The sequence below is a fragment of the Pseudomonas sp. Y3 TE3536 genome (assembly GCF_053629175.1).
Map to the genome: position 1 here is coordinate 1,844,427 of NZ_JBRJHU010000001.1, position 13,192 is coordinate 1,857,618.

At 61.3% G+C, this 13,192-nt stretch carries 13 protein-coding genes; 12 read left to right on the top strand and 1 reads right to left on the bottom strand.

All coding sequences use genetic code 11. From position 1 onward, the window contains the following. The first annotated feature begins 122 nt into the window (after positions 1 to 122). From AB7M33_RS08275 to AB7M33_RS08320, 10 genes are all read left to right on the top strand, one after another. The gene (locus tag AB7M33_RS08275; RefSeq protein ID WP_454242695.1) at positions 123 to 1,025 is read left to right on the top strand and encodes a LysR family transcriptional regulator; all 903 of its coding nucleotides are present in this window, start codon (positions 123 to 125) and stop codon (positions 1,023 to 1,025) included. A 428-nt stretch (positions 1,026 to 1,453) separates the two neighbouring features. Next, positions 1,454 to 2,575, top strand: a complete 1,122-nt coding sequence (locus AB7M33_RS08280; protein ID WP_027591943.1) for a Re/Si-specific NAD(P)(+) transhydrogenase subunit alpha — start codon at positions 1,454 to 1,456, stop codon at positions 2,573 to 2,575. A 12-nt stretch (positions 2,576 to 2,587) separates the two neighbouring features. Further along, positions 2,588 to 2,902, top strand: coding sequence for an NAD(P) transhydrogenase subunit alpha (locus AB7M33_RS08285; RefSeq protein WP_027591944.1), 315 nt, complete (start codon positions 2,588 to 2,590; stop codon positions 2,900 to 2,902). 2 nt (positions 2,903 to 2,904) lie between these two features. Then, positions 2,905 to 4,341, top strand: a complete 1,437-nt coding sequence (locus tag AB7M33_RS08290) for an NAD(P)(+) transhydrogenase (Re/Si-specific) subunit beta (protein ID WP_454242696.1) — start codon at positions 2,905 to 2,907, stop codon at positions 4,339 to 4,341. Positions 4,342 to 4,528: 187 nt separating this feature from the next. After that, a complete protein-coding gene (locus tag AB7M33_RS08295; RefSeq protein WP_027591946.1) occupies positions 4,529 to 6,022 on the top strand; it encodes an acetyl-CoA hydrolase/transferase family protein in 1,494 nt (497 codons plus the stop codon). Positions 6,023 to 6,431: 409 nt separating this feature from the next. Beyond that, positions 6,432 to 6,647: a DUF1127 domain-containing protein gene (locus AB7M33_RS08300; RefSeq protein WP_012269957.1), complete on the top strand. Its 216-nt coding sequence runs from the start codon at positions 6,432 to 6,434 to the stop codon at positions 6,645 to 6,647. Positions 6,648 to 6,942: 295 nt separating this feature from the next. After that, entirely contained in the window at positions 6,943 to 7,260 is a 318-nt protein-coding gene (locus AB7M33_RS08305) for a DUF2388 domain-containing protein (protein WP_027591947.1), read from the top strand. A gap of 86 nt (positions 7,261 to 7,346) precedes the next feature. Next, entirely contained in the window at positions 7,347 to 7,652 is a 306-nt protein-coding gene (locus tag AB7M33_RS08310; RefSeq protein ID WP_274884285.1) for a DUF2388 domain-containing protein, read from the top strand. A gap of 36 nt (positions 7,653 to 7,688) precedes the next feature. Continuing rightward, positions 7,689 to 8,009: a DUF2388 domain-containing protein gene (locus AB7M33_RS08315; RefSeq protein ID WP_027591949.1), complete on the top strand. Its 321-nt coding sequence runs from the start codon at positions 7,689 to 7,691 to the stop codon at positions 8,007 to 8,009. Then, positions 8,006 to 9,961 (top strand): DUF7844 domain-containing protein, encoded by a 1,956-nt coding sequence (locus tag AB7M33_RS08320; RefSeq protein ID WP_454242697.1) that lies wholly within the window; start codon positions 8,006 to 8,008, stop codon positions 9,959 to 9,961. Before AB7M33_RS08315 ends, AB7M33_RS08320 begins: the two co-directional genes overlap by 4 nt. A 123-nt stretch (positions 9,962 to 10,084) precedes the next feature. Here the strand turns inward: AB7M33_RS08320 and AB7M33_RS08325 are convergent, their stop codons facing one another. Then, the gene (locus AB7M33_RS08325) at positions 10,085 to 10,486 is read right to left on the bottom strand and encodes a GFA family protein (RefSeq protein WP_454242698.1); all 402 of its coding nucleotides are present in this window, start codon (positions 10,484 to 10,486) and stop codon (positions 10,085 to 10,087) included. A 267-nt stretch (positions 10,487 to 10,753) separates the two neighbouring features. Between AB7M33_RS08325 and AB7M33_RS08330 the strand changes: the two genes are divergently transcribed. Beyond that, on the top strand, positions 10,754 to 12,061 hold the full coding sequence (locus AB7M33_RS08330) for a CitMHS family transporter (protein ID WP_454242699.1): 1,308 nt from the start codon (positions 10,754 to 10,756) through the stop codon (positions 12,059 to 12,061). Between the two features lie 73 nt (positions 12,062 to 12,134). Then, positions 12,135 to 12,905 (top strand): TerC family protein, encoded by a 771-nt coding sequence (locus AB7M33_RS08335; protein WP_027591953.1) that lies wholly within the window; start codon positions 12,135 to 12,137, stop codon positions 12,903 to 12,905. Positions 12,906 to 13,192: the final 287 nt, after the last annotated feature.

The following is a 13,192-nucleotide window of genomic DNA, read 5'->3' on the forward strand; positions in this document are numbered from 1 at the left end:
TTGAGCCTAGGCCTGATCGGCCGTCGGGACAAACGAGGATTGCGCACGGATTAGTGATAATTTGTCACTTCGTAAATCAGCAAAACGCCACATTGACAGCCTTACAAGTGAGGTTGACGTACATGCGCCGCAAGATCCCCAGCACTGCCGCCCTGGTCTGTTTCGAGGCGGCGGCGCGTAACGAGAGCTTCACCAAGGCCGCGCAAGAACTCGCGCTGACCCAGGGCGCCGTTTGTCGGCAGATCGGCGGCCTGGAGGCCTTCCTTAATGTGGAACTGTTTCGCCGCTCAAGGCGCGGGGTGAAGCTGACCGAGGCTGGCCTTTCCTACAGCCGCCAGGTTGCCGCGCAGCTGGATGCGGTAGAGCGCGATACCTTGTCGGTCATGCGCCAGCAGGGCGCCAATGTGATCGAACTGGCCGTGGTACCCACCTTCGGTACCCAATGGCTGCTCCCCAGGCTCAAGGACTTCCAGCAGCGCCACCCCGACGTCACCGTCAACCTGACCAACCGCACCCGGCCATTTCTGTTTGCCGACACAGCCTTTGATGCAGCCATCTATTTCGGCGATGCCGACTGGTCCGGCACCCAGTCGCATAGGCTGATGGGCGAGAACCCTGTCCCCGTCTGCAGCCCGGCGTTGCTGGGCGGGCAGGGCATGCTCGACGCCCGCCGCATTGCGCAACTGCCATTGCTGCAGCAGACCACGCGCCCCTATGCCTGGCGGCAATGGTTCGGTGGCCTGGGCATGAACGTGGAGCGCGACATGACAGGCCCGCGTTATGAACTATTCTCGATGCTCGCGCAGGCGGCGATGCACGAAATGGGTATCGCGCTGATCCCGCCCTTTCTGATTCAGCGGGAGTTGGAGGAGGGTAGGTTGGTGGTCGCTAACAGGCATGCCCTGAGCAGTGACAAGGCCTACTATCTGATGATTCCCGAACGCAAAGTGGAGTCTGCCTCGCTACGGGCTTTCCGCGACTGGCTGGTAGCACAAGCGCAGGCTTACACCACCGCCTCTGCCTAGTCGCAGCCAAACAACCTGACCTCGTAGTCAATTATTTTAAACACCTACAGATATATGTATTTGTCGCATATTCGAAAACTGTTACGCAAGCCTGAAAATCCCGTTTAACCCTGCTGACTACGCGGCTTTCAGGCTTAAATTGCGACATTTAGCGAACCGTAAGCGAAATACCGCAATTTTTTTTAGTTTTATCTCCTAATCTCCCAATGGCCCATGGTTGACGGGCTGCAACCGAAGGCTTGCGACATACGGTCACAGGGTGACTTGTAGTTTTAACTTAGTTTCGCTCCAGAACCGGTTGAAGCCCCTTGGGTTCATCTGCAAAATGCCTGGCCCGCCTAGGATTCGGCGGGTTGGACCGCACCAGCGCACCAGCCGAAGTACGCTGGCTTCAACAAAGACAAAAGGTCACCGCAGGAGACATAGTCGTGCACATTGGTGTTCCTCTCGAGACGCAGACGGGTGAGACAAGGGTCGCCGCGACCCCTGAAACCATCAAAAAACTGGTTGCCCAGGGCCATCAGGTCACCGTCCAACGGGGGGCAGGGCTAAACGCCAGCATTCCGGACAGTGCCTATGAGGCTGTGGGTGCCTCCCTGGGTACCGCCGCCGATGCCTACGGCGCGCAACTGGTACTTAAAGTAGTTGCGCCCAACGACCAGGAGATGGCGCTGATCAACAGCGGCAGCCTGCTGGTGGGCATGCTCAACCCGTTCAACAGTGAACTGATCGGCAAGATGGCCGAGCGCGGTATCACCGCCTTCGCCCTCGAAGCAGCGCCGCGTACCTCGCGGGCACAAAGCCTCGATGTGCTGTCGTCCCAGGCCAACATCGCCGGTTACAAGGCGGTACTGCTGGCAGCGCACTACTACCCTCGCTTCATGCCCATGCTGATGACGGCCGCCGGTACCGTGAAGGCTGCCCGCGTGCTGATCCTCGGTGCAGGCGTTGCAGGCCTGCAGGCCATTGCTACCGCCAAGCGCATGGGTGCCGTGATCGAGGCGTCGGATGTACGCCCCGCCGTCAAAGAGCAGATCGAATCGCTGGGCGCCAAGTTCATCGACGTACCTTACGAAACCGATGAGGAACGTGAGTGCGCCGAGGGCGTTGGTGGCTATGCGCGGCCGATGCCGGCCAGCTGGATGCAGCGCCAGGCCCAGGCCGTACACGAACGCGCCAAGCAGGCCGACATCGTCATCACCACCGCACTGATCCCTGGCCGCAAGGCGCCGACCCTGCTCAGCGCCGAAACCGTCGCGCAGATGAAGCCTGGGTCAGTGGTCATCGACCTGGCGGCCGCCCAAGGCGGTAACTGCCCACTGACCGTCGCCGACCAGGTGGTGCAGGAAAACGGCGTGACCATCGTCGGCCCGACCAACCTGCCTGCCCAGGTGGGGGCCGATGCATCGGCACTGTACGCACGCAACCTGCTGGACTTCATGAAGCTGTTGTTCGACAAGGACAATGCGCTGGTCATCAACCTCGAAGACGACATCGTCGCGGCCTGCCTCATGTGCCGCGATGGCCAAGTCGTCCGCAAGAACGGCTAAGGAGCACGACAAATGGAAGACATGCTGATTTCCCATGGCATCTACAACCTGATCATTTTCGTGCTGGCCATCTATGTGGGCTACCACGTGGTGTGGAACGTCACCCCAGCGCTGCACACGCCGCTGATGGCGGTCACCAACGCCATCTCGGCCATCGTCATCGTCGGTGCCATGCTGGCGGCGGCGCTGACCGTAACGCCCGCCGGCAAGCTGATGGGCACGCTGGCCGTGGCCTTGGCTGCGGTCAACGTGTTCGGTGGCTTCCTGGTCACCCGTCGCATGCTTGAGATGTTCAAGAAGAAAGCCAAGAACGAGGCGAAGAAGTAAGCATGAGCATGAATCTGGTAACGCTTCTCTACCTGGTCGCCTCGATCTGCTTCATCCAGGCGCTCAAGGGCCTTTCGCACCCGACCACGTCACGCCGCGGCAACCTGTTCGGCATGATCGGCATGGGCTTGGCAATCGTCACCACGGTTGGCCTCATTTATAAGCTGGGTGCAGAACTGGCAACGGCCGGTATCGGCTACGTGATCGTCGGCCTGCTGGTGGGTGGTACCGCCGGTTCGATCATGGCCAAGCGGGTCGAGATGACCAAGATGCCGGAACTGGTCGCCTTCATGCACAGCATGATCGGCCTGGCCGCGGTGTTCATCGCCATTGCCGCCGTGTTGGAGCCGCAGTCGATGGGTATCGTCGCCAGCATCAGCGACCCGATCCCGACGGGTAACCGCCTGGAGCTGTTCCTCGGCGCGGCAATTGGTGCCATCACCTTCTCCGGTTCCGTGATCGCCTTCGGCAAGCTGTCGGGCAAGTACAAGTTCCGCCTGTTCCAAGGCGCACCGGTACAGTTCGCCGGCCAGCACAAGCTGAACCTGATCCTGGGCCTGACCACCATCGCCCTGGGCCTACTATTCACCTTCACCGGCCACTACAGTGCCTTTACCCTGATGCTGGCTCTGGCCTTCATCATGGGCGTGCTGATCATTATTCCGATCGGTGGCGCGGACATGCCGGTGGTGGTGTCGATGCTCAACAGCTATTCGGGCTGGGCAGCAGCGGGTATCGGCTTCTCGCTGAACAACTCGATGCTGATCATCGCAGGCTCGCTGGTCGGCTCCAGCGGTGCCATCCTCTCGTACATCATGTGCAAGGCGATGAACCGTTCGTTCTTCAATGTCATCCTCGGCGGCTTCGGCGGCGCGACCGATGCCGCTGGCCCCGCCGGCACCCAGGAAGCTCGCCCGGTAAAATCCGGCTCGGCCGACGACGCTACCTTCCTGCTCAGCAATGCCGACACGGTGATCATCGTGCCGGGTTACGGCCTGGCAGTCGCCCGTGCCCAGCACGCGCTGAAGGAGCTGACCGAGAAGCTGACCCACAACGGTGTGACCGTGAAGTACGCGATCCACCCGGTGGCAGGCCGCATGCCGGGGCACATGAACGTGTTGCTGGCCGAAGCCGAAGTGCCGTACGACCAAGTGTTCGAGATGGACGACATCAACGCCGAGTTCGGCCAGGCCGACGTGGTACTGGTGTTGGGCGCCAACGATGTGGTCAACCCGGCAGCGAAAAACGATCCCAAGTCGCCGATTGCCGGCATGCCGATCCTGGAGGCGTTCAAGGCCAAGACCATCATCGTCAACAAGCGCTCCATGGCCAGCGGCTATGCAGGCCTGGACAACGAACTGTTCTACCTGGACAAGACCATGATGGTATTCGGTGATGCCAAGAAGGTAATCGAGGATATGGTCAAAGCCGTGGAGTAACCCACTGGCTGCAAACCGTGCGCTATATAAGAAGCCCCGCCGAGAAATCTGCGGGGCTTTTACATTTGCCTGATCCAGATCAACGGCTCTACTTCCGGGCTTCTCATACGACCATGGTCGTGGGACGGCAACCGGCGAAATCTCTAGACTGCGCTCCAGTAGCTTCAGTAGCCTGAGATAACAATCCATGTACCGTGATCGTATCCGCTTGTCCTCCCTGCACAGCAAGGTAATGAGTGCGGCTGATGCCGCTGGTCTGATCGAGGACGGCATGACCGTCGGCATGAGCGGCTTCACCCGCGCCGGCGAAGCCAAGGCCGTACCCCATGCCCTGGCCGAACGTGCCAAGCAGTCGCCGCTGAAAATCAGCCTGATGACCGGCGCCAGCCTGGGCAATGACCTGGACAAGCAGCTGACCGAGGCCGGCGTGCTGGCTCGCCGCATGCCCTTCCAGGTCGACAGCACCCTGCGCAAGGCCATCAACGACGGCCAGGTGATGTTCATCGACCAGCACCTGTCGGAAACCGTCGAGCAATTGCGCAACCAGCAGCTCAAGCTGCCGGACATCGCCGTCATCGAAGCCGTGGCCATCACCGAACAAGGCCATATCGTGCCGACCACCTCGGTAGGCAACTCGGCCAGCTTCGCGATCTTCGCCAAGCAAGTGATCGTCGAGATCAACCTGTCGCACAACGCCAACCTCGAAGGCCTGCACGACATCTATATCCCGACCTACCGCCCAACCCGCACACCGATCCCGTTGGTCAAGGTCGATGATCGCATCGGCAGCACCGCCATCCCGATCGACCCGGCCAAGATCGTCGGTATCGTCATCAGCGACCAGCCGGACTCGCCATCCACTGTATTGCCGCCGGACGACGAAACCCAGGGCATCGCCGACCACCTGATCAACTTCCTCAAGAAGGAAGTCGACGCTGGCCGCATGACCAACAAGCTCGGCCCACTGCAGGCCGGTATCGGCAGCATCGCCAACGCGGTGATGTGCGGCTTGATCGATTCGCCGTTCGAAGACCTGACCATGTACTCCGAAGTACTGCAGGATTCGACCTTCGACCTGATCGACGCTGGCAAGCTGAGCTTCGCCTCCGGCAGCTCGATCACCCTGTCGACCCGTCGCAATGCCGATGTGTTCGGCAACCTGGAGCGCTACAAGGACAAGCTGGTGCTGCGCCCACAGGAGATCTCCAACCACCCAGAGGTGGTCCGTCGCCTGGGCATCATTGGTATCAACACCGCGCTGGAGTTCGATATCTACGGCAACGTCAACTCCACCCACGTGTGCGGCACGCGGATGATGAACGGCATCGGTGGTTCTGGCGATTTCGCCCGTAACGCGCACCTGGCCGTGTTCGTCACCAAGTCGATTGCCAAGGGTGGCGCGATTTCCAGCGTGGTGCCGATGGTCAGCCACGTCGACCACACCGAGCACGACGTCGACATCCTGGTCACCGAGCAGGGGCTTGCAGACTTGCGCGGCCTGGCGCCACGCGAGCGTGCCCGGGCGATCATCGACAACTGTGTGCACCCGGATTACCGCGCAGCGCTGAACGACTACTTCGATCGCGCCTGCCAGCGCGGTGGCCATACGCCGCACATTCTGCGCGAAGCGTTGAGCTGGCACGAAAACCTGGAAGAGACCGGGCGCATGCTCGCCAGCTGATTCCCACACGCCTTTAGTTACACCGCTCCAAACAAGCCGCCTTTAGCCGGTACAGCGCGCGATTCGTCGTCAGCGCCGTGCCGGATGAAGGCGGCTTGCCGGCTATAGGGCCGGTACAGTCAAACCCCTCGCTCGAAACGACCGCCAATCAAGCTACAGAAACTGTACTACTGTACTGGTATTCTTAGCTTACCTTCTGCTGACCACCTCTCATCCCCGACCATTTTGCACCATATAAGTGCAGACCAGTACAGTTGCGCCTATTTCGAGTGCAACAGTAGGGTTACACAGTTAACTGAACCATCGTAATGCCGCAGAACTGTATCTACTGTTATGGACAAGAGAGGAGGATCATTGGCATCAGTTAAATCACTACCTAATCCCGCCATAAGCGGAAGGATGAAACATCATGGAACGTACACTCAGTTCCGGTCTGGTTTTTGAAAGCAACGCCCAACAATCCAACGCTTCGATGCCTCTGCGCGCCCTGTCCACCCTGCTGTTGTGGCAGCGTCGCATGGCCAGCCGCCGTCAACTGGCTCGCCTGGACTCCCGTCTGCTGGCCGACGCCGGTATCAGCGAGTCGCAGCGTTACGAAGAGCTGAGCAAGCCTTTCTGGCGCTAAGCTCCGGCTTGCCGGCTACGCCCGGCACCGCGAATTCCTAAACCCGTTGCAGGTGACTGCAGCGGGTTTTTTGTTTGTAAGCCACGTACCAGAGCGGCTCACAGCTCTACAGGTACAGTTTCTTATAATTCAAAAACACACCAGTACAGTACTGGGAAGGGGTGTTCATTAACATCCAGAAACATCGACGCGTGATACGCTTGGCTTAACAGTCTGGTAGAAACCAGATGTTGAAAAGTACCGAGACGCGCAGTGCGAGCGTCCGATTAGCAGAATCCCCTAGGAGTCCACGATCATGTCCCTTAAACACCTGATTGGCGCCGCCCTGATGCTGAGCCTGGCCGGCACCGCCAGCGCCACCAGCTTCGTCGTCACCACTGACGCAGTCGTGGGCGCTGTCGCTGCATCCACCGACGCCACCTCCGACGTATCGTCGTCGTTCCGCGACGACAAGATCGTCCAAGCCGCCCGTGACGATGCCGCCAGCTTCGTTGGCAGCCAAGGCGACATTCGCGGCGCCAAGCTGGAAAGCGCCTTCCTGCACATTCGCGCGCAAATGCCGACCCTGCAGGCTAGCGACGCACAGCTGGCACAGGCCATCCTGGCCATCTGACCTGCACTGAGCCCTGCGACTGTACGGGTGCTCGCCCGCACAGCCGCAGGTGTCTTCACCCCCTCGTTCCCAGCCGTCAGAAGCCCATGCGTTATCTGTTGCCGTTGTTGTTAGTCGCCGTTGGCATTCCCCTAAGCATGGCACCTGCCCATGCGTTGGACACCACCACGCAAAGCCTGGTCATCACAGGCTATGTCACCAGCCAAGTCACCACAGCGCCGTTCGACCGTAAGCTGGTCAGCCAGGCACGTGACGATGCTGCGGTATTCGTCGCCAGCGATGGCCTGATCCTCGGTGCGCGCCTGGAAGCGGCGTTCGCCTCGCTGCGCCAGCACGGTGCCGCACAGGCTGTCGGCGACCTGGAACTGGCGCAGGCAATTCTCGTCCAATGACTACACCTGACTCCCTGTATTTTTCGGAGATGCTCCATGCGTAAACCGCTGATTGCCGCTACCCTCGGCATGCTGCTGCTGGCCGACCTGGCCCAGGCACAGACGCTGGTGGCCACCAGCAACATCATCGTGCGTGCCTTTGGCCGTTCGATCGATTTCACGTCCGACACCACCACCTCGATCCGTGACTCCAAAGTCGTGCGTGAAGCGCACGACGATGCCGCCAGCTTCGTCGCCAGCAACGGTGATATCCGTGGCGCCCAGCTTGAAGCTGCGTTCAATACCCTGCGCGAGCGCCTGCCTGAAGCGCGAGGCGCCAGCGACCAAGTGCTGGCTGAAGCCATTCTCGCGCTGTGAACCAGGTGCGTGCCTGGCTGCTCGGCTGCGCCCTGACGCTGCTCGGCACACCCGCCCTGGCCGACCTGCAGCTTGAGCTGCAGGCTTCCGGCCTCGACCCTCAACAACGCCAAGCCAGCCAGGCACTGCTCGACGAAGCACTGGGCAAGCTGCCGCCGCGCTTCAAGCAGCAACTGGACCGGCGTGTGCAGGTCAGCTGGACTGCGCGCATGCCCGCCGACGCCTATGGCCAGGCGTCGCTGGTTTCTACCCTGGAGCTCAACAGCCGCCTGCTGCCCGGGCTGGTCGATGGCAGCGCCGCCCGCGAACGCACCCACCGCCCACACGGCACCGTGCGCGAAGAGCTGCTGGCGACTGTCCTGCATGAGCTGACCCATATTTACGACCGGGCCCGGTTGTGGCCGTCCACCGAGCGCTCGCTGATCGCCCGTTGCAAGCGCCAGCAGGGCACCGTGGGCAAAATCGGCTTGCCAGAGGCGTGCCGCGGCCAGGCCGAACGGCGCTTCACCTTGAGCGATGACCCACGCCTGCTCGACCTTGCGGGCTGGCAGCAATATGTCGGCCGCCGCGGTGAGCGTGAGCAGCACAACGGCCAGTTCGTGCGCAGCCCTGACACCTATGAGCTGAGCAGCCCCAAGGAATTCATCGCGGTCAACATGGAGTACTTCCTCCTCGACCCGAGCTATGCCTGCCGGCGCCCCGCCTTGAACCAGTACCTGCGCGCCCACTTCGGCTGGGCACCCGCACAAGAGAGCTGCGCCAAGGGCTTGCCATTCCTCAACGCGGGCAGCGACTTCGCTCGCCAGCCACTGGGCGAAATCGACCCCGAACGCGTTTATGAAGTCGACTACCTGCTGGCCGAGGCCAATCAGAACTGGGTCAGCCGCTGGGGCCACAGCATGCTGCGCCTGGTCATCTGCAAACCTGGGCGGCCGCGCGGCCCGGATTGCCGCCTGGACCTCGACCAGCACCTGGTGCTGTCGTACCGCGCCTTCGTCAACGATGTGCAGTTGTCCAGCTGGGACGGCCTGGTCGGCGCTTATCCATCGCGGCTGTTCGTGTTGCCGTTGGGCCAGGTCATCGACGAGTACACCAAGACCGAGCTGCGCAGCCTGGCGTCGATCCCCCTCAAGCTCGACCGCCAGGAAGTCGAGAACCTGGTGCGCCAGGCGGCGGAAATGCACTGGAGCTACGACGGCAATTACTACTTCCTGTCCAACAATTGCGCGGTCGAATCGCTGAAACTGCTGCGCAGTGGCACCGCCAACCCGCGCCTGAACGACCTCGACAGCATCATGCCCAACGGCCTGCTGGAAGTGCTCAAAGGGCGCGGCATTGCCGATACCAGTGTGCTCGATGACCCCCGCGAAGCCCTGCGCCTGGGTTACCGCTTCGACTCCTACCGTGACCGCTACCAGGCCATGTTCGACGTGCTGAAAAAGCAGCTGCCGATCAAGCAGGACAAGGTCGAGGACTGGCTGGCCCTGGATGCCGAACAGCGCCGCGGCTGGTTCGCCCAGGCCGACCTGCGCACCAGCGCTGCCTTGCTGCTGCTCGAGCAGGCCAGCCTGCGCCGCCAGCTGTTGCTGGCCCAGGACGAGGTCAAGCAGCGCTACTTGAACGCGGCGGCGCTGAAGGATGGCAGTATCGACAAGGCCAACCAGACGCTGCAGCAGATGCTCGCCAACAGCGGCTTCCTCAGCCGCCCGGCAGAACTGCTGGACGCCAAAGGCTATGGTCTACCGCAGCCCGATGAGCGCAAGCACCTGGAGAAAGTCAGCAGCGAGCGGCAGGCCCAGTTGCTGCGCCTAAGCACCGACCTGGACAAAGAGGTGAGGGCGCTGCTGGACCCCTCGCGGGCCAAGGAGATTGCCGCGATCGAGACCAACGTGAAGCAGGTGGGTGAGCATCTGCGAACGCTGCACAAGGCCGCAGGCGGGTTGCAGTTGTAGTCATCACAGCACCGGCCTCATCGCGGGCAAGCCCGCTCCCACAGGGTTATCACTGCCCTTGGCGCAGCGGGGTACCTGTGGGAGCGGGCTTGCCCGCGAAGGCCATGCGACCTAACAGATGACCTACAGGCTTTCCCCAACCTCCCCAGGCAGATCCTCATCCAGGTGCAACCAAGGCAACCGGCTACCCGTCCAGATATGCCGGTTGGCCCGCACCCGCTCCGGGTAGTCCAGCGTCGCCACCGTCACATCGATGCTGTCCGGGCTGTGCGAAGTGACCAATGCCACATGCGCCCCACACTGCCCACAAAAATACCGGCTGCAACTGGCCGGCGCCACATAGCAGCGCGGCTCGCCCGCCAGCCACTGGAAAGCGGAACGTGGCACCGTCAGCCAAGTCACCACCAACCCGCCACTGACGCGCCGACAGATCGAACAATGGCAGTGGGCGACATCCGTCAGCACGCCCTCCAGCCGATACCGCAAGCCACCACAGTGGCAGCCACCTTCGGTCACATTCTGCATCACCTACCTCCCGTCGCCTTTGTCACAGCGAAAGCTGGCTGAAAGCTTGCCCTCTTAGGATAGCGCCCACTACCGGCACAAGACCGGTCAGCCAGGGCACCCGGAATCTTCCGCGCCCGGCCCAATCAACAACAACAATGGTGATTCTGATGTATTCCTGTGCCCGCCTTCATGTCGTCCCCCTCCGCATGCTCCCTGCACAGCGCCTGACGCGCTGATCCGCCCGAATCGACTGTCCTTTCGCCGCGCCACGCCTGGAGTATTGCCATGCTGACCTTCCTCGGCTTTGCCATGGTCATCACCTTCATGTACCTGATCATGACCAAGCGCCTGTCGGCCTTGATCGCGCTGATCCTGGTACCGATCCTGTTCGCCCTGTTCGGCGGTTTCTCCGCCAAGATCGGCCCCATGATGCTCGAGGGCATCAGCAAACTCGCGCCAACCGGCGTGATGTTGATGTTCGCCATCCTCTACTTTGCCCTGATGATCGACTCCGGCCTGTTCGACCCGGCCGTGCGCAAGATCCTCAAGCTGGTCAAAGGCGACCCGCTGAAAGTCTCGGTCGGCACCGCCGTGCTGGCCCTGGTGGTCTCGCTCGACGGTGACGGCGCCACCACCTACATGATCTGCTGCGCCGCCATGCTGCCCATGTACAGCCGCTTGGGCATGAGCCCGCGGATCATGGCCGGCCTGATCATCCTGGCCGGCGGGGTGATGAACATGACCCCCTGGGGTGGCCCGACCGCACGCGCCGCCAGCGCACTGCACGTGGACCCGTCAGATATTTTCGTGCCCATGATCCCAGCCATGCTGTTCGGCGTTCTGGCGATCCTGGCCATTGCCTATATGTACGGCAAGCGTGAACGTGCCCGCCTGGGCGAACTGCACCTGCCGACCGACGACATCGACCACAGCGAAATCACCGTGTCGCAGTTCCCGGAGGCGCGCCGGCCAAAACTGTTGTACTTCAACGGTGCCCTGACCGCAGCCCTGATGGTTGCCCTGATCGCAGGCGTGCTGCCACTGCCGGTGCTGTTCATGATCGCCTTCAGCATCGCCATGATCGTCAACTACCCCTGCCTGCAGCAGCAAAAAGACCGCATTGCCGCCCACGCCGGCAGCGTTCTAGCGGTAACCGGGCTGATCTTCGCCGCCGGTATCTTCACCGGCATCCTGTCCGGCACAGGCATGGTCGATGCCATGTCCAAGAGCCTGCTGGCGGTCATCCCCGAGGCCCTGGGCCCATACCTGGCGGTGATCACCGCGATCGTGAGCATGCCGTTCACGTTCTTCATGTCCAACGACGCCTTCTACTACGGCGTGTTGCCGGTACTTGCCGAGGCCGCCAGCCACTACGGCATCAGCCCGGTCGAGATGGCCCGCGCGTCGATCGTCGGCCAGCCGGTACATCTGCTCAGCCCCTTGGTACCCTCCACCTACCTGCTGGTGGCCCTGGCCGGCATCGAGTTCGGTGACCACCAGCGCTTCACCCTGAAGTGGGCAGTTCTGGTGTGCCTGTGCATAATGCTCGCCGCACTGCTGATGGGGATTTTCCCGCTGTTCAGTAATCTTTAATAAACACGTATTACCCCTCCCGCGATGCGCCCCAAATTGGGGCGCGTCGCCTTTACCGTTCGAAGGAATACACATGGAATGGCTGACCAGCCCGGAAATCTGGGTTGCCTTTTTCACCCTCACCGCGCTTGAGATCGTTCTCGGGATCGACAACATCATCATGATCTCGATCCTGGTCAGCCGCATGCCCAAGCACATGCAGCCACGTACCCGGATCTTCGGCCTGGCCCTGGCCATGGTCACGCGTATCATGCTGTTGCTGTCGATCACCTGGGTCATGCGCCTGACCGCCGATCTGTTCGTGGTCTTCGGCCAAGGCATCTCCGGCCGCGACCTGATCCTGTTCTTCGGCGGCCTGTTCCTGTTGTGGAAGAGCTCCCAGGAGATCTACCACGGCCTGGAAGGCGAAGACGAAAGCTCGGACGAACCGAAAGGCGCGGGCGGCAAGTTCTTCTACACCATCATCCAGATCGCCATCATCGACATCGTGTTCTCGCTGGATTCGGTGATCACCGCTGTGGGCATGGTCTCCCATGTGCCGGTAATGATCGCCGCCATTGTCGTCGCCGTGCTGGTGATGATGCTGTGCGCCGGTGCCATCAGTAACTTCATCGACAAGCACCCTTCGCTGAAGATGCTCGCGCTGTCGTTCCTGATCGTGGTCGGTACCGTGCTGATCGCCGAATCGTTCGACGTGCATGTGCCAAAAGGCTACGTCTACTTCGCCATGGCGTTCTCGCTGGCGGTCGAAGCGATCAACATCCGTATGCGCACTGCCCTGTCGCGCAAAGATGGCAAAGAGCATGATCCGGTGAAACTGCGCAAGGACATTCCGGGTCAATAAACCCAGGAAGCGCGTTTCAAGCAAGGGCCCTTCGGGGCCCTTTTTCGTGCTTGCCGGCCTCTTCGCGGGTAAAACCCGCTCCCACAGGCCGCCAACGATCCCTGTGGGAGCGGGTTTACCCGCGAAGAGGCCAGCAGGGCAATCATTCATGACCGGTTGTTTCAAATCGCCGACAGCCATGCGAAGCTGGCAAGCGCTGCACAAAACAACTAAAGCTTTGAGTGGGCACTGAAATTTTCCAAAACGCCCACGCTCCACTTATTGGCCCACATAGGCCATTGGCAACA